Source organism: Ruegeria sp. L12, assembly GCF_056531745.1.
In genome coordinates, this window is the sequence record NZ_JBQFMH010000021.1 from 1 (window position 1) to 20,754 (window position 20,754).

Sequence of the window (20,754 nt, forward strand, 5' to 3'; positions counted from 1 at the left end):
ACCGTCTCTCCGATGCGTCTCAACCGTCTTTCCAGTCCGTCAGGCCGTCTCTCCGACCCGTCAGCACCGCCTCAGCAGCGCCGGTGAAGGGGTATTTACGGATTAGGTCTGGGACCTGCAACCCCCATTTTGAAAAAACTTCAATTTTCCGGTCAGTTTCTTCTCAGTGTTAATAAAAACAAAGGGTTACCTTAATAATTCAGGCTTTCACCCACCCCCAGAGGCTGCTGATGGCCCCCTTGAATCGCTCAAGACCGGACAATCAGGTGGAATCGTGTTCTGCCTCGCAGACTCGGACGTGAAAAACGCCGCCAAGGTTTCCCAAAGCGGCGTCAATCTGTGAGTGGCGGGGCGATCAGCTCAGATCAAAACGATCCGCATTCATCACCTTGTTCCAGGCCGAGACGAAGTCGCAGACAAACTTACCGCCCGCATCGTCCTGACCATAGACCTCGGCCAGTGCCCGCAGCTGCGAATTCGAGCCGAAGACCAGATCGACACGGGTGCCGGTCCACTTCACCTCTCCACTGCTGCGATCGCGACCTTCATAGACTCCGTCACCGGACGGTTTCCATTCAGTGCTCATATCCAGCAGGTTCACGAAGAAATCGGTGCTGAGGGTTCCGACCCGGTCCGTGAGCACACCATGAGACGTGCCGCCGAAGTTCGCACCCAACACGCGCATCCCTCCGACAAGCGCCGTCATTTCCGGCGCCGAAAGCGTCAGCAGTTGTGCCTTGTCCACCAGCAGGGCCTCGGCCGGGACCGAGTATTCCTTGCGCAGGTAATTGCGGAAACCGTCGGCAATGGGTTCCATCACCGCGAAAGACGCGACATCCGTCTGCTCTTGCGAGGCATCGGTGCGGCCCGGAGCGAAAGGCACATCCACCTCGTGGCCCGCAGCTTTGGCAGCCTGTTCGATGGCCGCCGCGCCACCCAGGACGATGACATCGGCCAGCGACACCTTTTTGCCGCCGGACTGCGCAGCGTTGAACGCTGTTTGAACGCCTTCCAGCGCCTCCAGCGCTTTGGACAGTTTCAGCGGTTCGTTGACATCCCAGTCTTTCTGCGGGGCAAGACGTAACCGGGCACCGTTGGCACCGCCACGCATATCCGATCCACGGAAGGTCGAGGCCGAAGCCCATGCGGTCGAAACGAGTTCAGAGACCGAAAGCCCGGTTGCGAGAATCTTGGATTTCAGATCCGCCGCATCTGCATCGTCAATCAGTTCATGATCCACGGCCGGAACGTTGTCCTGCCACAGCAGCTCTTCGCTGGGGGCCTCGGCACCCAGATAGCGGGCGCGGGGGCCCATATCACGGTGAGTCAGCTTGAACCAGGCGCGGGCGAAGGCATCGGCGAACTCTTCCGGGTTTTCGTGGAAGCGTTTCGAGATCGGGCCATAGATCGGGTCCATGCGCATCGCCATGTCGGCGGTGGTCATCATGGTTTTGACCTTCCTGGACGGATCATGCGCCGCCGGGGCCATGTCTTCGTCTTTTACGCCGACCGGCTCCCAGATCCACGCGCCCGAGGGGCTTTTGGTCAGGTTCCAGTCATAGCCGAACAGCAGGTCGAAATAGCCGTTATCCCATTTGATCGGGTTCGCTGTCCATGCGCCCTCGATCCCCGAGGTCGTGGTGTCGTCACCCTTGCCGCTGCCGAATTCGTTGATCCAGCCAAAGCCCATCGCCTCGATCGGGGCAGCTTCGGGTTCGGGACCGACCAGAGCCGGATCGCCCGCACCGTGCGCCTTTCCGAAGGTGTGACCACCGGCGACCAGAGCCACCGTTTCCTCGTCATTCATGGCCATCCGGCCAAACGTGTCGCGGATGTCGCGGCCCGATGCCAATACGTTCGGCTCACCATCGGGGCCTTCGGGGTTCACATAGATCAGGCCCATTTGCACGGCGGCCAGCGGGTTTTCCAGATCACGTTCGCCCGAATAGCGGCTGTGCGGGTTGTCGGTCGGCGCCAGCCAATCGGTCTCGGCCCCCCAATAAATGTCTTCCTCAGGCGCCCAGATATCTTCGCGGCCACCCGAGAAGCCAAAAGTCTTGCCGCCCATGGATTCGATGGCGCAGTTGCCCGCCAGAATATACAGGTCAGCCCAGGAGATCTGGTTGCCGTATTTCTGCTTGATCGGCCACAGCAGACGACGCGCCTTGTCCAGGTTGCCGTTATCCGGCCAGCTGTTCAACGGCGCGAAACGCTGGTTACCGGTCGACGCACCGCCACGGCCATCCGCCGTCCGATAGGTGCCGGCTGCGTGCCAGGCCATGCGGATGAACAGACCGCCATAGTGACCATAATCCGCAGGCCACCAATCCTGCGAGTCGGTCATCAGCGCGTAAAGGTCATCCTTCAGCGCTTTCAGGTCGAGCGATTTGAACGCTTCCGCGTAATCGAATGCTTCACCCATCGGGTTCGAGGCGGCCCCGTGCTGATGGAGGATCGAAAGGTTCAGTTGGTTCGGCCACCAATCCCGGTTGGTCCGGGCCTCGGCGCCATGCATTACCGGGCATTTGCCCGTGTTGGGGGTATCACTTCCGTCCATATCGATCTCCAGTCCTGGCTGTAAGTGTGCGTCGCGCGGTTAACTCTGGTACGAGAAACAGGGGTCATGTGTGTCTTTGCGGGCTTCCCCGGTCCGGGCATCGCGCAGCGTTTTGCCGGTCTGCCCTGCCTTCTTTCTGGAAAATTGCATTAACGACTCAATCTTTTCTGTCTTGGCGTAGATGTAGCAAATCTGCGCCATGCAAATAAGTTTTGTTTTTAGATGATTTTAATAACCAAAACCTATCGCTTTCAAGCAAAACAGCATCATCGCAGCCCCACTTTAATAGTTCCTGGGCCGACACGATCTCGGGTCTGAAGGAAACATGCGTTGAGGCAGGCGGCGGAAATCTCTACACCGCTATAGCATAAAGGAGAGAGATCGATGCCAGCACCGACAAATACCTTCAAGCAAGCTCTCAAGGATAGACGCCTGCAATTGGGCTGCTGGCTGGGTTTGGCCGACACATATGCTGCCGAGATCGCGGCAACCGCCCGTTTCGACTGGCTGTTGATAGATGGCGAACACGCGCCCAATGACCTGCGCTCGATCCTCGGGCAGTTGCAGATCATTCAGGCCTCGGATGCGCATGCGGCGGTCCGCCTGCCGATAGGTGAAACCTGGATGATCAAGCAGGTGTTGGATGCAGGCGCGCAAACGTTGCTGATCCCGATGGTCGAAAGCGCTGAACAGGCCCGCGAACTTGTCCGCGCCGTGACCTACCCGCCAAACGGCGCGCGGGGTGTGGGCGCGGGGCTTGCGCGGGTCTCGAAATTCTCGGCCATTCCTGATTATCTGCAGACTGCGGATGACCAGATTTGCCTGCTGGTACAGGTCGAAAACCGCGCCGGACTTGCCGCGCTGGACGATATTCTGGCGGTCGATGGTGTGGACGGGGTTTTCATCGGACCTGCAGACCTGGCCGCCGATCTGGGCCATATCGGCAATGCCGATCACCCCGATGTGGACGCCGCCATCATGGATGCGCTGAACCGAATTGTGAAAGCTGGCAAAGCGGCAGGCATCCTGACCCTTGATCCGAATATGCAGAAACGCTGCGCTGAGCTGGGCGTGACCTTCCTGGCTACGGCGATTGATGTGATTCTGTTTGCCAATGCGATGCGGTCCGAGTCGGACGATGCACGCAAACGCCTGCTTGGGGGCTAATGTCCGCTTACTTTCTTATACAGCGCTGATTTATACCCGAACGGAATGCCCAGAACGCCCACCAGCCAACCGGCGGTGCGGGCGATCTGGATCAGTCGTCGGTCCGGCTGAAACGGGAACAGCAGCATCAACACCAACAGCGTCACCAACCGGAACGGAGCACTGAGAAACCCGATCAAGGCACGCACTGGTTTCTGATCCAGTTTACGCCGCATATGGGTGTTGGCCTGATCCCGCCCGCGCGCGGCCTGATACCAGAATGACAGCCTTGCCGGTGGAATGGTTTCGTACACAAACGCGTCCGCGACCCAGCCCACCGGCAATCCGGCCGCCACTGTTTCAGCATAAAACTTGGCATCCGTACCGCCGGTCATGCGCATGGCCTCGTCGAACCACAGACCGGTTTCACTGAACAGTCGCGTTTCGCCCAACCAGTTGTTGGTAACGATGGTCACCCCGCCCGTGTCATTCAGGCTGGCCTTCCTGGCTGCGGCGCGTTCCTTGTCGAGATAGCGATTGCTGATATTGCGCAGCATCAACCGTTGCACCGCGGTTTCCTCACCTGACGGCCCCGCAGCCCGAAGCGGAGCGCCCAGCAAAACCGCCGCGCTTGTCCGGTACCCGGCGACCAGACGCTCCAGCCAATCGGGGGCCACGACCTCGTCATCATCTACAAAGCACAGCAGATCGGCCCCCTGCGCCAGCGCTTCGCGCGCAGCGCGGTTGCGCCCAAACGGAATTCCGGGTTCGGCTTCCAGCACATAATCCAGCGCAGCGCCGTTGGGCAGGAACTCACCCGCTGCTCGAACAGTGGATTCACTGTTGGGCGCAGCGTCATTCTCGACCACCAGACAGCGGACGGAACAATCCGGCGGCAGGACCATCTCTCCCCAGCTTTGGATCAGCGCCGCCAGCATCTCGGGACGCTGACGGGTTAGCGTCGACACGGTGATCTTGAGGTGGGCAGAGCGGTCATCCATCGGACCCCCTTACAACCCGCGGCGCTTTGTTGACAAGGTTCAGCGCCCGGTCGCAACCGTATTGTGCTGCTACTGCTGCATCAAAGCCTCCAACCCGACGCGGTAGTTGGGATAGAGCAGCGAGACGCCTAGTTCGGATTTGATCCGATCATTCCGGACACGCTTGTTTTCATTGTAGAAACTGCGCGCCATCGGAGTCAGATCAGCCTCATCGAAAGACACGGCGGGCGGCATCGGCAGACCCTGTAACTCAGCGGCATAGCCAATGACGTCCTGCGGCGGGACCGGCTCATCATCGCAGACGTTATAAATCGCCCCCGGATTGGGCCGCGCCATCGAAGCGATCAGAACCTGCGCGATGTCATCCACATGGATACGCGAAAACACCTGCCCCGGCTTGATGATACGCCGCAGGCCACCGCGTTTGAGCTTTGAAAACGGCCCCCGCCCCGGCCCGTAAATCCCCGCCAGCCGGAATATGTGCAGCGGCAGGCCGGGAATCTGGGCCCACTGGTTCTCGGCCAGCATGCGCCAGCGGCCGCGTTCGGCCGTGGGGGAGGCGGGTGTCGTTTCGTCCACCCAGTCACCCTGATGGTCGCCATAGACCGCCGTTGTCGACAAATACCCGACCCATTGAAACTGTCCGGCGCGGGCCGCTATTTCATCGCCAAGCTGCGCCAGCACCGGGTCTCCGCCGGCGTTGGGCGCGGTAGAGATCAGCAGATGGGTTACGCCGTCCAGATCGGGCGTCTCTCCGGGCCAGACACGTGGTTCTGCGCCAGAGGCACGGATCGTCCCAAGCTGGCTGTCATCTCGCGTGGTCCCGATGACGCGCCAGGCTTTCGGGTCAAGCTGTTTCGACATGGCGCGGGCCGAATAGCCGTGACCGAAGGAGAATAAACAGTGTGTCATGCCCCTTTGATGGTCCGCCCGCCGCGGGGATGCAAGCGCCGGATGGACGCACTTGATTCGAATCCTGAGATGCGCATTCATTGATGTATGAGTGACAAAACCCCAAACCTGCGCGCCGCTTACGCGTTGAAAACACCCGAGGACAACAAGCGCCTCTATGCGGAATGGGCAGGGGATTACGATGACGGGTTTGCCGCGCTGGAAGATTACCAGTTGTACATCCACACGGCCCGCGCCTTTGTCGGCGCCGGAGGGCAAGGCCCGGTTCTGGACGTCGGAGCGGGTACCGGGCTGTGCGGCGGCATTCTGGCCGGGTTGGGCGTTGGGCCGATCGATGCCACCGATATCAGCGGCGAAATGCTGGATCAGGCGATGCGCAAGGATATTTATCGCGATGCGATCGAAGCCGACCTGAACGATGGCCTTCCGGTCCCGCGCGAAAGCTATGCGGGCGTCGTCTCCTCGGGCACCTTCACCCACGGCCATCTGGGCCCCGAGGTGCTGCCCGCCCTGCTGCGCGTCGCCCGCCCCGGAGCGCAATTTGCCCTGTCGATCAACGCAAAACACTTTGAAACGATGGGGTTTGCCGAGGCTTTCCGGCATCTGGAAGAGGATCGGATCATCAACCTGTCTCTGCCCGAGGTTCGAATCTACGGCGAGCTGGCCGCGGGCCCGAACCAGAACGATACAGCCTTCATCGCCCTGTTCGAACGCCGCTAGCATCCCGCCATCGCAGAATTATCCGAACATCCGCTTCTTCCGCGCGCGGGTCTCTGCAGTCGCCTCGGATGAGCCATCGTGGAAGGTACCGAACCAGCGGTCCCACGGCATTTCCTGATTGCCATAGTTACATTCGTAATACCGGTGATGAAGCTGGTGATAGAAAGTGCCCAGCGCCAGCCGCTTTTTGTCCTTGATCAGCAGGTCTTCGTACCCTGTATGGGTCATCGCCGCACCCGGACCCTGAAACACGATGTGAAAATACAGGTGGATCGGATGCGAAGGCACGATCCAATGAATGCACAGGGTGGTCAGGTAGAAGAAATGCTCGACCGGGTGCATCGAGAATCCGGACCAGGGGCCAATATTCACGTTCCGGTGGTGCAGGCTGTGAACCTTCCTGTACAGAAATGGCTGATGCAGCAGGCGGTGCACCCAATAGAAGTGAAAGGCCGACCACATCGGGATCAGGACGAGCCACAGGAGAAACCAAACCGGGTTCTCGGCAAAGGTAATGACCGGAGCGTAGCCGTTGGCCATCAGCCACATGGTGACCGCCTGAAACCCCGTCAGTTGCAATACGCCTGAACTCAGCGACCAGAACATATTGTCCAGCACCTGATCGCTGAAATCCCAAAGCTTGTTGTTCTTGCCCTGATCGCGCCGTTCGAACTTCAGCTTCTTTCCCTGCGCCTTGCGCATGTAGAAATACCAGTGCAACCCACCGGCCACCGCAAAGATCATGACAAAGTTCACCAGCCAGATCCGGAAGATCCACCCAAAGGCAAAGCTCTGCGCCTCTGCCAGCGGCGGGTAAAAGACGGCCCAAAGCAGTACGGCGAGACCCAGCATCAGCACCCGTTCACTGAGCGTCAGCCAGTTGCGGGCCAGCCACCCCGCCAGATAGACCGGGCGCGGCGGCCACTGGAAAATGGACGGGTTATGCAGGGGCAACTCCGGGTGGTAATTCCACTCGCGGCTCATGTCTTGCATCTGAGGATTATCGGTCACGTCAGAATTTCCTATGTATCAGTGGGCCGAGCGGAGAGACCTCCGCTCAGGGATGAACGTCTGAGGGTTCAGCCTTTGATCAGGTGGCGTAGTCCGAGCCTTCGGCATCCAGAACGGACTTGATCTCGCGCAGGTGCGCCTCGGCCTGTCCGGGGTAGTCATCCAGCTCTTGCGCCGTTTTCTCGGCGATCTCATCGGACAACACGCGCAGCGGCTGCCCTGTTTGAAGCGCGCGGATATAGGTTTCCGCTGCCCGTTCGAAATAATAGAGCCTGTTAAAGGCATCTGCGGGGCTGTCGCCGATCACCAGAACCCCGTGATTGCCCATGATCATCACCTTTTTCTTCGGGTCAGACAGCATCGAGGCACAGCGTTCACCTTCGCTTTCAAACGCCAGCCCTCCGAACTCTTCATCGATGACATATCGGTTGTAGAACGTGGCGGTGTTCTGATCGATCGGCGGCAGGGTGCTGTCCGCCAGCGACGCCAGCACCGTGGCAAAGATCGAATGCACATGCATGACGCAACGCGCATGAGGGCAATGACGATGGATCGAGCCATGCAACCCCCAGGCCGTTGGGTCCGGCGCGCCCGGCTGATCCATCACCCCGGCGTCATTGGCATCCAGCAACAGCAGGTTCGACGCCTTGACGCGCGAGAAATGCATCTGGTTGGCATTCATCAGGAACTGCGTGCCTTCGGGATTCACAGCAAGGCTGAAATGATTGGCCACACCCTCATGCATGTTCAGCCGCTCGGTCCAGCGAAAGGCGGCCGCCATGTCGACGCGTTCAGGCCAGTGATCCATATTGGGGCGCAGGTTGGTGACGCTCATGTCGGGCTCCTTAAAGGGAAGAGGTTCGGAAAATCGTGCCTGCTCGGCGACGGTTTGACCAACGAAAAAAACGCGCCTATTGCATTAGCTGAACTAATGGCAAAGTTATGCAGATGCAGAAACAGCTTCCTCCGTTGGGTTGGCTGCGCACGTTCGAGGCCGCAGCCAGACACCTTTCCTTTACCGGTGCCGCGCGCGATCTGAACATGACCCAGAGCGCGGTCAGCCAGCAGATCAAATCGCTGGAAGGGTATCTGGGGCAGCCCTTGTTCCGGCGCCGTCCCCGCGCGCTGGAACTGACCGAGGCAGGCATCACCTATCTGCCGGTCGTGCGCGAAGCGTTTCGAACGCTTGTGCGTGGTACTCAGGCGGTGACGGGCGCGCAGCAAAATACCGTGCAGGTACAAAGCAACATCAGCTTTGCAGTCAATTGGCTGTCACCCCGTCTGCCCCGGTTTCGCGCACAGCATCCCGAGGTGCATCTGAGCATCTTCACCGAGCTCTGGGAGCCACGCGAAATGGCCCAGGGAGCGGCGGTTGAAATCCGCTATTCCCTGCGCCCTGCTGATACTGTGCGGACCGAATTGTTGCGAACGGATCATTACTATCCGGTCTGCGCGCCGGATTTCCCGGTATCGATGGGTGATCTGCAGCAACAGCCTTTGTTCGATTGCTCGAATTTGCTGTCGAACTGGGGAAACTGGGCCGAAGAACAGGGCCTAAAATGGGGGAAACCACAGATTACCTATGCGACAACCTATCTGGTCAGCATGTCCATCGCCATGGCAGGCGGAGGGCTGTGTCTGGCCCACGACACCATCGCGCAACATCTGATCGAACAAGGCAGGCTGATCGCCCCGTTCTCTCACCGCGCCGAAATGCCAGAGGCGTATTACCTGTTGCTTTCACCTCAGGCTGAAGAAAACCCCGGCGCCATCGCCTTTGCCGAGTGGTTGCGGGCCGAGATTGCGGCAGATGTTCAGGCATAAGGCAGCGTGCTCCCGCCCATCGTCGAGGCCCCTGCCGGGGCATCTCCTCTGGTTGGGCGTGGCAGCGCTGACGCGCTGCAATCAATCCTGAAATTCGGTTTGTGATGATTTTATGATACCCGGCTGGCAGGGGTTGCACCTTCCGCCGCATTCGGGAAAGTTGGGCCATGGAACATAAGACTTTCCCAATCTGGCCCGATACCGCCCCCCGTCTCATCGCCGTTGCTGCTGGCCGCGAGGCCGCCGATATGGTCATCCGTGGCGGAACCTGGGTGAATGTGCATACGCGTGAATTGCTGCCGGATCATGATGTGGCGATCGCTGCCGGGCGTGTGGCCTATGTCGGGCCTGACGCCGCGCATTGCACCGGCCCCGATACACAGGTCATCGAGGCGAAGGGCCGCTTTATGATCCCCGGCCTGTGCGACGGACACATGCATATTGAATCGGGGATGCTGACGCCTGCCGAATTCGCCCGCGCCGTGACCCCGCATGGCACGACCTCGATGTTCACAGATCCGCATGAGATTGCCAATGTGCTGGGGCTGGACGGTGTGCGGATGATGCATGACGAGGCGCTGATGCAGCCGGTGAATATCTTCACGCAGATGCCCTCTTGCGCGCCATCGGCGCCGGGGCTTGAAACGACGGGCTATGAGATCACCCCTGAAGATGTGGCCGAGGCGATGAGCTGGCCCGGCATCGTCGGGCTGGGGGAGATGATGAATTTCCCCGGTGTGATCCATGGCGATCCGAAGATGCTGGCCGAAATCGCGGCAACCCAACGGGCGGGCAAAACCGTGGGCGGACACTATGCTTCGCCTGATTTAGGGTCTGATTTTGCTGCATATGTGGCAGGCGGTCCCGCAGATGATCATGAGGGCACCTGCGAAGCCGACGCCATCGCACGGGTCAGGCAGGGCATGCGGTCGATGATGCGGCTGGGTTCGGCCTGGTACGATGTGGAAAGCCAGATCACCGCAGTGACCGAGAAGGGGCTGGATCCGCGTGGCTTTATCCTATGCACGGATGATTGCCATTCCGGCACGCTGGTGAATGACGGCCACATGAACCGGGTCGTGCGCCACGCCATCGCGTGCGGTTGCGATCCCCTGGTCGCGCTGCAGATGGCCACGATCAACACCGCCACCCATTTCGGGCTTGAACGTGAGATCGGCTCAATCACGCCGGGGCGGCGTGCGGATGTGATCCTAAGCTCTGATCTGTCTGAATTGCCCATCGAGGTGGTGATTGCGCGCGGTCAGGTCGTGGCCGAGAACGGCGTGATCACCGTAGATTGCCCGCACCTGGATTGGCCCGACTCAGCCCGCAACACCGTGCATCTTGGCCACTCTCTGACGGAAACGGATTTTCAGATCAATGCCCCCGCCGGGGCCAACCGGGTTCAGGCCAATGTCATCGGCGTGGTGGAAAATCAGGCCCCTACCAAGGCCCTGAAGGCCGAGTTGCCCATCATCGGCGGTCTGGTCGAAGGGGAAGGCGACGTATGCCAGATTGCGCTGGTCGAGCGGCACCGGGCGACGGGCGGGGTTACGAATGCCTTTGTTTCGGGCTTCGGATATGAAGGCAGGATGGCCATGGCCTCGACCGTGGCGCATGACAGCCACCACATGATCGTTGTCGGCACCAATCGCGAACAGATGGCCTTGGCCGCCAATCGTTTGGCCGAAGTGGGTGGTGGCATTACTATATTCCGCGACGGTGAAGAACTGGCTTTGGTGGAACTGCCCATTGCCGGCCTGATGTCCGACAGCCCTGCCACCGAGGTTGCCGCCAAGGCGGAACAGATGGTTGCGGCGATGCAGGCCTGCGGCTGTCAGTTGAACAACGCCTATATGCAGCACTCTCTTCTGGCCCTCGTGGTGATCCCTGAATTGCGGATCTCGGACCTTGGGTTGGTGGACGTGCGCACATTTGAAAAGATTGACCTTCTGGAACCCCTTGCATGACAATCATAAGAACACCCGACGTTCCAACACCTGAAAAATTCACCGATCCCGTCGCAGCCGTCGCCCGCCTTGAACAGCTCTATGATCTGGCGACCAGGTTCCTGTGCGACAGCTTTGCCAAGGCCATGGAGGGAGACGCCCCGGCCGAGCGATTCAGAGCCTATTACCCGGAAATTCGCATCAAAACGGCGTCCTATGCACAGGTCGACAGCCGTCTGAGTTTTGGACATGTGTCCGAGCCCGGAACTCATGTCACCACCGTCACGCGGCCCGATCTGTTCCGGTCTTATCTGACCCAGCAAATCGCGCTGTTGATCAAGAACCACGATCAGCCGGTGACAATCGGAGCTTCGGATACGCCGATCCCGGTGCATTTTGCAGTGGCCAACAACCCCGATCTTATCGTGCCGCATCAGGGAGCTGCCGGGTTCACCCTGCGCGATGTGTTCGACGTGCCGGATCTGACCACCACCAATGACGACATCGTCAATGGCGTGTACGATACCGAGGACGAGATTGGCCCGCTGGCCCTGTTCACAGCGCAACGGGTGGATTACTCGCTGGCGCGGCTGTCACATTATACGGCGACCGATCCGAACCACTTCCAGAACCACGTGCTGTTCACCAACTACCAGTTCTATGTCTCGGAGTTTGAAAACTACGCCCGGGCGCAACTGGCAGATCCCGAGAGCGGCTATACCAGCTTTGTCTCGACCGGGAATGCCGAGATCACCGACCCGGATGGCGTCCTTGAACAGCCGCTGAAACTGCCGCAGATGCCGACCTATCACCTGAAACGCGCGGATGGGTCGGGGATCACGCTGGTCAATATCGGTGTGGGGCCGTCGAATGCCAAAACCGCAACAGACCATATCGCGGTACTGCGCCCCCATGCCTGGCTGATGGTGGGTCACTGCGCGGGTTTGCGAAACACGCAGGCGCTGGGTGATTTCGTCCTGGCCCATGCCTATCTGCGCGAAGACAAGGTGCTGGACGACGATCTGCCGGTCTGGGTGCCAATCCCGCCACTGGCCGAGATTCAGGTGGCACTGGAACAGGCCGTGGCCGAGGTCACCGAACTTGCGGGATATGAGTTGAAACGGATCATGCGCACCGGCACCGTCGCCTCGGTCGACAACCGCAACTGGGAATTGCGCGACCAGTCCGGCCCGGTACAACGCCTCAGCCAGTCGCGCGCGATTGCACTGGATATGGAAAGTGCAACGATTGCAGCCAACGGCTATCGGTTCCGGGTCCCTTACGGCACGTTGCTATGTGTTTCGGACAAGCCCCTGCACGGCGAATTGAAGCTTCCCGGCATGGCCTCGGCGTTCTATACAACACAGGTCAGCCGCCATCTGGCGATCGGAATACGGGCGATGGAGCATCTGCGCGGTATGCCGCTGGAACGCCTGCACAGCCGGAAATTGCGTTCCTTCGACGAAACGGCCTTTCTCTGAAGCAAAAAAGCAACGTTTTCCCCCTATTTTTAGGGTTTTCAACGCTACTATTCGTTGTGTTCGCCCACAATATCCCGTTACAGTTACGCGGTGAGGCCCTATCTATCGGGCACGTTAAGGAGACCAAGAAATGGCAAAGCCTATGACAAAGACTCAGCTGGTGGCTGCTCTCGCTGAGGAAATGGGAACTGACAAGAAATCCGCGAATTCCGCACTGGAGGCCATGACCGGCCTGATCACCCGCGAAGTTTCCGCCGGTGGCGCCGTCACCCTGCCCGGTGTTGGCAAAATCTACTGCCGCGAGCGCCCCGAGCGCATGGTGCGCAACCCCGCCACCGGCGAGCAGTTCAAGAAAGAAGCCGACAAGGTGGTCAAGATGACCATTGCGAAAGCTCTGAAAGACAGCGTCAACGGCTAATCCGCCGAGGACAGATCACAAGATCGAGGGGGTCGCCATCGGGCGGCCCCTTTTCCTTGCGGTTGGGGCCAAAACCGGTGACAGTCGCCCGGATATAAACAGGAGGCCGATTTGGATCTGCGCGCCATCGCCATGGGGCTTGTTTTTGCCCTGATCTGGTCTTCGGCCTTCACCTCTGCCCGCATCATTGTGGCCGATGCCTCGCCCCTGTTTTCGCTGGCGCTGCGATTCCTGATTTCGGGGCTGCTGGGCGTGGCGATTGCACGCGTCATGGGGCAAACCTGGAACCTGACACGACCGCAGTGGCGCGCAACGATCCTGTTCGGGATTTGCCAAAATGCCCTGTATTTGGGTCTGAATTTCTATGCCATGCAAACAGTCGAAGCTTCGGTGGCTGCGATCATCGCCTCGACCATGCCGCTGCTGGTCGCGCTGGCCGGGTGGCTGCTGCTGCGCGAGCGGTTGCGCCCCTTGGGCATCCTCGGGTTGCTGGCGGGGTTTGTCGGCGTCGCCTTGATCATGAGCAGCCGGATCAGCGCGGGCGTTGATCTGTTTGGCGTCCTGCTCTGCGGGATCGGTGCATTGGCGCTAACCTTTGCGACACTGGCGGTGCGCGGGGCAACGTCGGGCGGAAATTTCATGATGGTGGTCGGCCTGCAAATGCTGGTGGGCTCAGCGGTTCTCTTCCTTGCGGCCCCTGTGTTCGAGACGATTTATATCCGTCCCACCCTGCCCTTCGCGCTGGCATTTACCTATACGACCCTGTTCCCCGGTCTGCTGGCTACGTTGATCTGGTTCTTGTTGCTGGACCGCATCGGACCTATTCGGGCCGCAACCTTCCACTTTCTCAACCCCGTTTTTGGCGTCACCATTGCCGCCCTCTTGCTGGGCGAAAAGCTAGGCCCGCTGGATGCGATCGGAGTTCTGATCACCACTTTGGGCATTCTGGCTGTGCAGCTGTCACGCCAACCTGCTGTCAAACCGGCCTGAGCGCGCACGTCTGCGCGAGCCGGCGTAACAAGCCTTTGCTTTCGCCGAAAGAACCCCATTTACTAGGCCGAACCATAAGAATCGGAGGAGCCATGTCCCGCTATACCAAGGACCCCGACGCCATCGCCGCCCTGTCGCCGGAAGAGTTCCACGTAACCCAGCGCAGCGGCACAGAACGTCCGGGCACCGGAAAGCTGCTGAACAACAAGGAACCGGGCATCTACGTGGATATCGTCTCGGGTGAGCCGCTGTTTGCCTCGACGCATAAGTACGAATCAGGCTGCGGCTGGCCCAGTTTCACCAAACCCATCATCCATGAACATGTGGAAGAATTCCGCGACACCACCCATGGCATGATCCGGACCGAGGTACGCTCGAAACACGGGGACAGCCATCTGGGCCACGTGTTCCCCGATGGCCCGCGCGAACATGGTGGGCTACGGTATTGCATCAATTCCGCCTCGCTGCGGTTCATCCATCGCGACGAGATGGAGGCCGAAGGCTATGGCGAATATCTGATCCATTTGGAGGAAATCCGATGACCGATGAACGCGCCGTTCTGGCCGGGGGCTGCTTTTGGGGTATGCAGGACCTGATCCGCAAGCTGCCGGGCGTCTCACGCACCCGCGTCGGCTATACCGGCGGTGACGTGCCCAATGCGACCTATCGCAACCATGGTACACATGCCGAGGGGATCGAGATCTGGTTTGACCCGTCCCGGATCACCTATCGCGATCTGCTGGAGTTCTTCTTCCAGATCCACGACCCCACCACCCCAAACCGCCAGGGCAATGACCGCGGCATGAGCTATCGCTCGGCCATCTACTACGTGGACGATGTCCAGAGACAGGTTGCCGAAGACACCTTTGCCGATGTGAACGCCAGCGGCATCTGGCCGGGCAAGGTCGTAACCGAGGTCGAACCGGTCGGTGATTTCTGGGAAGCCGAGCCTGAGCATCAGGACTATCTGGAACGCATCCCGAACGGCTATACCTGCCACTTCCCACGCCCGGACTGGGTGCTGCCCAAGCGTTCCAGCGCGGCTGAATAGATGCAGCGGTAGCCCTGCAAGGGGCTACCCGACCGCGACCCGGGGTCTGCCGCTGGCCTCAACAGTGATCAGCGCTTCGACAAACACCTCTTGCGCCTCGACCTTGGCGGTGCGCAGGTCGCGGTCCACAGTCACGCGAATATCTTCGGCGCCCGCTTCACGCACGGCGCCTTCAGCCTCGGCGCGCAACACCTCTTCCAGCAATTGCAGGGCAGAGTTTGAATCCGAGAAATCCTGCGGCCCTTCTTCCAGATGCACCCGAAATCGCCCTTCGGCCGGAGAGGTAACGGAACCGGTCCGCCGCAGGGTCAAACGTCCGACAACCGCACCGATGGCATTGGCGACGCCGGCATGTTCCGGCAGAATCATGTTGCAATGCAGCCGCTTTCCCACCGCCGGGTAATAGCTGGGCGCCGAGGCCCCAAGACCCACCACATCCACATTCAGCGCCGCATCCATCGCCACCAGTCCACGATGTTTTGCCAACCCGCGCTGGGTCAGAACATGCCGCGCAAGTTCTTTGGCAGGCAGGCCAAACCCGTCGCTTTCCTCGGCAAAAGCAGTCTCTAACAAGGTCAAAGCGGTCTGTTCTGTCAACTGATTGACAATGACTTGAGCTAACGCTTCGGGCGACTGCGCCAACCGATCCCCCGATCCGACCCGCTTGCGCGCAACCAGTTCCAAAGCCTTATGCGCAGCCGAGCTGTCCCAGTCTTCAAGCCGCCCCAGCACATGGCTGGCATCCGAGGGTGTCACACCCGACACCTGCACGATCCCGCGATCTACCAGACGGTTCAGCGCCCCATGTTCCATCCGAGTCTGCAGCAACCGGTCAAGGGGCAACACGCGGTCCCCCAACCTGTCCAGCAATACGGATTCGCGCGGCCCGACCCCGTCGGCAGGGATACCCGGCACGCGGCGGGCAAATCGTGTATCATGTTCTCCGACCGTTGTGGCGCGCAACTGCTCATCCAGCGCGGCATGCACCGCATCCGGGGCCTCGGCCGCAATCAGCGACACAGGCAACACCCGGCGCGGTCCGAGAAAGACACCGCCGCCCAAACCTTCGGTCACCACATGCACCTGACTGTCACCACCCAGTCCATGTGTGCGCATCGCCACTGCCTCAACCATGGTTCGGAAGCCGCCAACCTGCGCGCCAGCCGGGTCAATCGCAGGTTTCCCATCCCGAATCAGCGCCACATCGGTGGTCGTGCCCCCAATATCGGAGACCAGCGCATTCTCGGTCTCGGTCAACCAGCGCGCGCCGACGATCGAGGCTGCGGGGCCACTCAGAATCGTTTCGATAGGTCGCTCCCGCGCCTGTTCGGCGCTCATCAGCGCGCCGTCGCCGCGCACCACCATCATCGGTGCGGTAATACCCTGCGCGTGCAACTGATCCTGTGCCCGCCCAATCAGCCGGTCGATCATCCCAATCAATCGCGCGTTCAACACAGCCGTAACCGCCCGCTTCGGCCCGTTCAGCTTGGCCGACAGGTGATGCGAGCAGGTCACCGGAACACCCGTCCGCTCAGCAATCACACGGGCCACTTCTAATTCATGCGCCGGGTTCCTGGTGGCAAACTGTGCGGCGACCGCATAACCGGAAATACCTTTATGAGAGTCTAAAAAGGCCTCCAACGCCGGAATATCCAACTCTGCCACCTGACCGCCTGCATGATTGTGCCCGCCAGCCAGCACCAAGGCCGGATCACCTTTCAAAGCGTCCTTCAGCCCATGCTTTTCCAGATCACTTTCCCGAAACCCGACATAAATCAGCCCCACGCGCCCGCCCTGTCCCTCGACAAGAGCGTTAGTGGCCAGAGTGGTCGACAAGGACGCCATGCCGATCTGATCCGGCGAAACCTCAGTCGTTTCCAGCACCGCAGAAACTGCCCGACCAACCCCAATCGCCAGATCCGCCCGCGTGGTCAGAGATTTGGCCGAGGCGATCACCTCGCGTTCATCCCGGATCAGCACCGCATCCGTATAGGTTCCACCCGTATCTACCCCCAAAGCCAACGCCATCGGGTCCTCCATCTGTTCGCCAGAACCGGGTGTAGCGTTTTCCTACGGCGCGTCCAGCCCGTTTACGACAACCTGAACACGGCCCATCGCGCCGCATCGGCAACAGCAGGATCGGGATCATCGGTCAGCCCTTGCGCAACCGGCAGCAAATCGGGCAGCGCGGAGTTTCCGATCGCGTAAAGCACGTTCCGCACAAACCGATCCCGTCCAATCCGTTTGATTGGCGACCCCGAGAACATCGCCCGGAAAGCGGTATCATCCAGCTGTGCCAGTTCTGCCAGCCGCGGCGCTTTCAACTCTTCCCGCGCCGCATAGCGAAGATCGCTGGCCGCAACCGCAAACTTGTTCCAGGGGCAGGCGGCAAGGCAGTCATCGCAGCCATAGATCCGATTGCCCATCAGCGCCCGCAATTCTTCATCCACCGGACCTTTGTGTTCGATGGTCAGATAGGAAATGCAACGCCGCGCATCCAACTGATAGGGCGCTGGGAATGCATCGGTCGGACAGGCGGTCAAACACGCTTTGCACGATCCGCAATGGTCGATCCCGGCCCTGTCATCGGGCAGGTCCAATGTCGAAAAAACAGACCCTAAAAAGGACCAATTCCCCCAATCCTGGCTCACCAGATTGGTATGCTTGCCCTGCCAACCCAAACCGGCGGCCTGCCCCAAAGCCTTTTCTGGCACCGGCGCGGTGTCGACGAATACCTTCACCTCACCTCCGGCCACGGCAATCAGCCACCGGGCCAGACGCTTCAGGCGCTTCTTGACCAGATCATGATAATCCTTGTTCTGCGCATAGACTGAAATCGCACCCAGCCCGGGATGCGCCAACACCTCTGTCGGATCATGTTCTGGCGCATAGCTCTCGGCCAGCATGATCACCGACCGCGCCTCTGGCCACAACACAGATGGATCGCCGCGCCAATGGCTCCGCTCGGCCATCCACCCCATTTGGCCGTGATATCCGGCCTCCAGAAACGCATCCAAACGCTCAGGCACCTGAGGCACATCCCACGGACGACATACCCGGCAGGCCACAAACCCTTCGGACAGAGCTTGCGCCACCAACCGTTCTTTCAGTTCCGATCCGCTCTTCATCTGGCTCAAAATATCCTCGGGGGGAATCGCGCCCATGCGCGATGGGGGGGCAGACAGCCCCCCTTTTGCCACTACCCTATCAGAAATCCAGATCGGCGTAATGCGGCGGCGGCCGGAACCCCGGAACCTGATCCGCCAGAATCGACCGAAACGCCGGTCGGGATTTGATCTTGGCGTACCAGTCCTTCACCGCCGCACTGCGATTCCAATCCACGTCCGAGATATAATCCAGCGCCGACAAATGCGCCGCAGCGGCAAAATCGGCCAATGTCATCTGATCCCCTGCCAGCCAGCGGCGATGGTCCAGCAGCCAGGCCATGTAATCCAGATGATACTTGATCGCCTTTGCGCCGGCCTTGACGTTCTTGCTGTCCGGATAGCCCTGCCCGGTCACCTTTTTGTTGACCCGCTCATACAGCAGCTTCGAGGTCACCTCGTGATGAAATTTATCATCAAACCACCCCACCAGACGCCGGACTTCATACCGCGCTTCAGGCTTCTTGGGCATCAGGGGCGGTTCGGGACGGGTCTCTTCGATATATTCGCAAATTGCTGCACTCTCGGCCATGATCTGACCATCCAGTCGCAGCACCGGGACCTTGCCAGCCGGGTTGCGGCGCAGAAAATCCGGGTCCTGTTCCCAATATCGTTCTTCGACCAGCTCCACCTCGATCTTCTTTTCGGCCAGAGACAGGCGAACTTTGCGGCAATAGGGTGAGAGGGGAACGTGAAACAGACGCGCCATGGACTTCCATTCAAACCAGTAGAATATCCCTCAGCTTTAGCCGCTGACGGGGCGGGGTTTCAATCCTCGAAACAATCGGCGCGTCCATCTGCGCGGATGGTGGCCGCCCCGTCCATGATCGAGGCCGCGCGCCTGCGTGTCCGCACCGACGGATCCGTGACCGACCGGTTGCGCGGGGATGGCAGTATCGCCGCCAGACGCGCCGCCTGAACGGGCGACATCTTCGCGGCGCTCACGCCATAGAATTTCTGCGCCGCCGCCTCGACCCCAAAGACGCCCTGTCCGGTTTCAGCGACATTCAGATAGACCTCAAGAATGCGCTGCTTGCTCCAGACCAGCTCAACCACAGGGGTCATCGACGTCTCCAATGCCTTGCGCACCCAGCTGCGCCCTTGCCACAGGAACACGTTCTTAACCACCTGCTGCGTGATGGTTGAGGCACCGCGATTACCGCCATCCTCCAGCGCATCCCGGATCGCCTCGACGTCAAAGCCCCAGTGCAGGCAGTAATTGGCGTCCTCGGCGGCCACAACCGACCTTGCCATGACGGGCGCAATCTCTTCGATCGGGACCCATGCACGCTCGACCTTCCCCAGCCGCCGCCATTCGGACCAGATCGTGTGCGTGATCGGAGGGTTCACGACCGAGTAGAGCACCACCAAAGCCGCGAAAACCGCAACCACTGCCAGAACAGCACGCAACGCCCAGCGCCGAAGCCATGCGATTGCGCCGGTTATTCTGTTGCTCCTGGATGCCTGCTTTTTCTTACCGCCTGTCTTGCGGCCTGCTTTTTTTGCCATGCCCTGCTATACGCCGCGACCGGCGTATTTGAAACGGATTATTTCGCCATCAGCCGACCATCGCGCGGCCGAATCACCGGACGTGCAGTTTTGGCTGCAACGGCCCCGCGGGCCTGCAACTCGGGGAACAGTGAAAGTACCTCAGCCTGCGTTTCACGTTCCGACCGCGAAACCGCGTGGGCGGGATAGTAGCTTTCGCTTTTGGCACCGTTCGCAATAACGATCTCATGCCGTCGGAACAGCAAGTGGATATACTCGACTTCTCCGCCTTCAACCCGCGTCACAGTGGTCCCGTTCACCAGACAATGCGCTGCGATCAGCACTTCGGCGTGCCCATACAGATACGATGCGCGCCAATCATCGATCAGCATCCGGTGCTGAGGCGACACCAGCAACGGTCGCGTCAGGCCAAACATACCGGCCTCGAACCGGATCGGCGCAAGTTTTCCGATTGCGGCCACTGTTTTGCGACCAATCCAAAGTAAGGGCTTGGCGCCGCTGTCAGCGGTTGTCACCAGATCCCCAGGCTTGAGGTCTTCGATCAGACGCGGGCCTTCCGGGGTGTCGATCAGGGTTCCTGGGGTAAAACAAGGCGGCCCCAGTGTACCAACGTCCAGCGGTCCCTGCGTGTTCACGAAAGTTGTTGAGACAAGCGTTCCAGGTTGAAGGACCTGGCCATCGGTCGGCGTAAACACCCGGGTTCCATCTGCAAGATAAAACGTCGTTCCTGTATAGGTAACATTCCCAACACCAGCCACGTTGATGGTCACCGTATCACCTGGCCAGGACGCCGTCACATCCTGACCGTTTACTGTATCCCCGCTTGGCGCGTCGATCTCATCGTCGTCGTCAAAATCAACAAAGTCGAAACTGTCGACGGTTATCGCGGTTCCGACAGGTGGCGGGTTTGCCGGGTCGAAGGAATAAAACTGATCTGTATAGGTCGTTGGCATCCAACAACTCCACTTCACTCATATCTACAGGCCCGCAGCTTGGCTGCAATTCCCGAACAATCTGTGAC

General features: G+C 59.9%; 19 protein-coding genes. 9 read left to right on the forward strand and 10 right to left on the reverse strand.

Features of this window, described 5'->3' with window-relative positions:
• Nucleotides 1–355: 355 nt before the first annotated feature.
• A complete protein-coding gene (gene katG, locus ACR0K9_RS19905) occupies nucleotides 356–2,557 on the reverse strand; it encodes a catalase/peroxidase HPI (RefSeq protein ID WP_480825741.1) in 2,202 nt (733 codons plus the stop codon).
• 384 nt (nucleotides 2,558–2,941) lie between these two features.
• Between katG and ACR0K9_RS19910 the strand changes: the two genes are divergently transcribed.
• Nucleotides 2,942–3,724: an aldolase/citrate lyase family protein gene (locus ACR0K9_RS19910; protein ID WP_480825743.1), complete on the forward strand. Its 783-nt coding sequence runs from the start codon at nucleotides 2,942–2,944 to the stop codon at nucleotides 3,722–3,724.
• On the opposite strand, the gene ACR0K9_RS19915 is transcribed toward ACR0K9_RS19910, so the two are convergent.
• Nucleotides 3,721–4,704 carry a glycosyltransferase gene (locus ACR0K9_RS19915; RefSeq protein ID WP_480825745.1) on the reverse strand — a complete coding sequence of 328 codons (984 nt, stop codon included), beginning with the start codon at nucleotides 4,702–4,704 and terminating at the stop codon, nucleotides 3,721–3,723. The two genes, ACR0K9_RS19910 and ACR0K9_RS19915, sit on opposite strands and share 4 nt — an antisense overlap.
• Nucleotides 4,705–4,773: 69 nt before the next feature.
• Nucleotides 4,774–5,616: an SDR family oxidoreductase gene (locus tag ACR0K9_RS19920; protein ID WP_480825747.1), complete on the reverse strand. Its 843-nt coding sequence runs from the start codon at nucleotides 5,614–5,616 to the stop codon at nucleotides 4,774–4,776.
• A gap of 87 nt (nucleotides 5,617–5,703) precedes the next feature.
• Here ACR0K9_RS19920 and ACR0K9_RS19925 point away from each other — a divergent pair, with 87 nt between their 5' ends.
• Entirely contained in the window at nucleotides 5,704–6,336 is a 633-nt protein-coding gene (locus tag ACR0K9_RS19925) for a class I SAM-dependent DNA methyltransferase (RefSeq protein WP_480825749.1), read from the forward strand.
• An 18-nt stretch (nucleotides 6,337–6,354) separates the two neighbouring features.
• Here ACR0K9_RS19925 and ACR0K9_RS19930 read toward each other — a convergent pair whose 3' ends face one another.
• Together ACR0K9_RS19930 and ACR0K9_RS19935 are read right to left on the reverse strand one after the other, a co-directional pair.
• Nucleotides 6,355–7,347, reverse strand: coding sequence for a sterol desaturase family protein (locus ACR0K9_RS19930; protein ID WP_480825751.1), 993 nt, complete (start codon nucleotides 7,345–7,347; stop codon nucleotides 6,355–6,357).
• 79 nt (nucleotides 7,348–7,426) lie between these two features.
• Complete coding sequence (locus ACR0K9_RS19935; protein ID WP_480825753.1) at nucleotides 7,427–8,182, reverse strand: class II aldolase and adducin N-terminal domain-containing protein; 756 nt, start codon at nucleotides 8,180–8,182, stop codon at nucleotides 7,427–7,429.
• Nucleotides 8,183–8,295: 113 nt separating this feature from the next.
• Here ACR0K9_RS19935 and ACR0K9_RS19940 point away from each other — a divergent pair, with 113 nt between their 5' ends.
• The 7 genes from ACR0K9_RS19940 (at nucleotide 8,296) to msrA (ending at nucleotide 15,060) form a co-directional block, all read left to right on the forward strand.
• Nucleotides 8,296–9,171 carry a LysR family transcriptional regulator gene (locus ACR0K9_RS19940; protein ID WP_480825755.1) on the forward strand — a complete coding sequence of 292 codons (876 nt, stop codon included), beginning with the start codon at nucleotides 8,296–8,298 and terminating at the stop codon, nucleotides 9,169–9,171.
• 167 nt (nucleotides 9,172–9,338) lie between these two features.
• A complete protein-coding gene (ade, locus tag ACR0K9_RS19945) occupies nucleotides 9,339–11,141 on the forward strand; it encodes an adenine deaminase (protein ID WP_480825756.1) in 1,803 nt (600 codons plus the stop codon).
• On the forward strand, nucleotides 11,138–12,601 hold the full coding sequence (locus ACR0K9_RS19950; protein WP_480535692.1) for an AMP nucleosidase: 1,464 nt from the start codon (nucleotides 11,138–11,140) through the stop codon (nucleotides 12,599–12,601). Before ade ends, ACR0K9_RS19950 begins: the two co-directional genes overlap by 4 nt.
• Before the next feature lie 130 nt (nucleotides 12,602–12,731).
• Nucleotides 12,732–13,019: an HU family DNA-binding protein gene (locus tag ACR0K9_RS19955; RefSeq protein ID WP_480535693.1), complete on the forward strand. Its 288-nt coding sequence runs from the start codon at nucleotides 12,732–12,734 to the stop codon at nucleotides 13,017–13,019.
• Nucleotides 13,020–13,130: 111 nt separating this feature from the next.
• Nucleotides 13,131–14,009, forward strand: coding sequence for a DMT family transporter (locus ACR0K9_RS19960; protein WP_480825758.1), 879 nt, complete (start codon nucleotides 13,131–13,133; stop codon nucleotides 14,007–14,009).
• A gap of 92 nt (nucleotides 14,010–14,101) precedes the next feature.
• Nucleotides 14,102–14,551: a peptide-methionine (R)-S-oxide reductase MsrB gene (msrB, locus tag ACR0K9_RS19965; RefSeq protein ID WP_480535695.1), complete on the forward strand. Its 450-nt coding sequence runs from the start codon at nucleotides 14,102–14,104 to the stop codon at nucleotides 14,549–14,551.
• Entirely contained in the window at nucleotides 14,548–15,060 is a 513-nt protein-coding gene (msrA, locus tag ACR0K9_RS19970; protein ID WP_480825760.1) for a peptide-methionine (S)-S-oxide reductase MsrA, read from the forward strand. The genes msrB and msrA overlap by 4 nt, the downstream gene beginning before the upstream one ends.
• Before the next feature lie 24 nt (nucleotides 15,061–15,084).
• Here the strand turns inward: msrA and ACR0K9_RS19975 are convergent, their stop codons facing one another.
• From ACR0K9_RS19975 to ACR0K9_RS19995, 5 genes are all read right to left on the reverse strand, one after another.
• Nucleotides 15,085–17,088 carry a hydantoinase/oxoprolinase family protein gene (locus ACR0K9_RS19975; RefSeq protein ID WP_480825762.1) on the reverse strand — a complete coding sequence of 668 codons (2,004 nt, stop codon included), beginning with the start codon at nucleotides 17,086–17,088 and terminating at the stop codon, nucleotides 15,085–15,087.
• 62 nt (nucleotides 17,089–17,150) lie between these two features.
• The gene (gene queG / locus ACR0K9_RS19980; RefSeq protein WP_480825764.1) at nucleotides 17,151–18,188 is read right to left on the reverse strand and encodes a tRNA epoxyqueuosine(34) reductase QueG; all 1,038 of its coding nucleotides are present in this window, start codon (nucleotides 18,186–18,188) and stop codon (nucleotides 17,151–17,153) included.
• A 79-nt stretch (nucleotides 18,189–18,267) separates the two neighbouring features.
• Nucleotides 18,268–18,933, reverse strand: a complete 666-nt coding sequence (gene fzlA, locus ACR0K9_RS19985) for an FtsZ-binding protein FzlA (RefSeq protein WP_480535700.1) — start codon at nucleotides 18,931–18,933, stop codon at nucleotides 18,268–18,270.
• 59 nt (nucleotides 18,934–18,992) lie between these two features.
• Nucleotides 18,993–19,733: a monofunctional biosynthetic peptidoglycan transglycosylase gene (gene mtgA, locus ACR0K9_RS19990; RefSeq protein ID WP_480825766.1), complete on the reverse strand. Its 741-nt coding sequence runs from the start codon at nucleotides 19,731–19,733 to the stop codon at nucleotides 18,993–18,995.
• Between the two features lie 38 nt (nucleotides 19,734–19,771).
• Nucleotides 19,772–20,686, reverse strand: coding sequence for a Hint domain-containing protein (locus tag ACR0K9_RS19995; RefSeq protein ID WP_480825768.1), 915 nt, complete (start codon nucleotides 20,684–20,686; stop codon nucleotides 19,772–19,774).
• Nucleotides 20,687–20,754: the final 68 nt, after the last annotated feature.

Excerpts from the sequence above, each read along its gene's own strand:
- katG (WP_480825741.1), bottom strand. The coding sequence starts at position 2,557 with ATGGACGGAAGTGATACCCCCAACACGGGCAAATGCCCGGTAATGCAT.
- ACR0K9_RS19910 (WP_480825743.1), top strand. The coding sequence starts at position 2,942 with ATGCCAGCACCGACAAATACCTTCAAGCAAGCTCTCAAGGATAGACGC.
- ACR0K9_RS19915 (WP_480825745.1), bottom strand. The coding sequence starts at position 4,704 with ATGGATGACCGCTCTGCCCACCTCAAGATCACCGTGTCGACGCTAACC.
- ACR0K9_RS19920 (WP_480825747.1), bottom strand. The coding sequence starts at position 5,616 with ATGACACACTGTTTATTCTCCTTCGGTCACGGCTATTCGGCCCGCGCC.
- ACR0K9_RS19925 (WP_480825749.1), top strand. The coding sequence starts at position 5,704 with ATGAGTGACAAAACCCCAAACCTGCGCGCCGCTTACGCGTTGAAAACA.
- ACR0K9_RS19935 (WP_480825753.1), bottom strand. The coding sequence starts at position 8,182 with ATGAGCGTCACCAACCTGCGCCCCAATATGGATCACTGGCCTGAACGC.
- ACR0K9_RS19940 (WP_480825755.1), top strand. The coding sequence starts at position 8,296 with ATGCAGAAACAGCTTCCTCCGTTGGGTTGGCTGCGCACGTTCGAGGCC.
- ade (WP_480825756.1), top strand. The coding sequence starts at position 9,339 with ATGGAACATAAGACTTTCCCAATCTGGCCCGATACCGCCCCCCGTCTC.
- ACR0K9_RS19950 (WP_480535692.1), top strand. The coding sequence starts at position 11,138 with ATGACAATCATAAGAACACCCGACGTTCCAACACCTGAAAAATTCACC.
- ACR0K9_RS19955 (WP_480535693.1), top strand. The coding sequence starts at position 12,732 with ATGGCAAAGCCTATGACAAAGACTCAGCTGGTGGCTGCTCTCGCTGAG.
- msrB (WP_480535695.1), top strand. The coding sequence starts at position 14,102 with ATGTCCCGCTATACCAAGGACCCCGACGCCATCGCCGCCCTGTCGCCG.
- msrA (WP_480825760.1), top strand. The coding sequence starts at position 14,548 with ATGACCGATGAACGCGCCGTTCTGGCCGGGGGCTGCTTTTGGGGTATG.
- ACR0K9_RS19975 (WP_480825762.1), bottom strand. The coding sequence starts at position 17,088 with ATGGCGTTGGCTTTGGGGGTAGATACGGGTGGAACCTATACGGATGCG.
- queG (WP_480825764.1), bottom strand. The coding sequence starts at position 18,188 with ATGAAGAGCGGATCGGAACTGAAAGAACGGTTGGTGGCGCAAGCTCTG.
- fzlA (WP_480535700.1), bottom strand. The coding sequence starts at position 18,933 with ATGGCGCGTCTGTTTCACGTTCCCCTCTCACCCTATTGCCGCAAAGTT.
- mtgA (WP_480825766.1), bottom strand. The coding sequence starts at position 19,733 with ATGGCAAAAAAAGCAGGCCGCAAGACAGGCGGTAAGAAAAAGCAGGCA.
- ACR0K9_RS19995 (WP_480825768.1), bottom strand. The coding sequence starts at position 20,686 with ATGCCAACGACCTATACAGATCAGTTTTATTCCTTCGACCCGGCAAAC.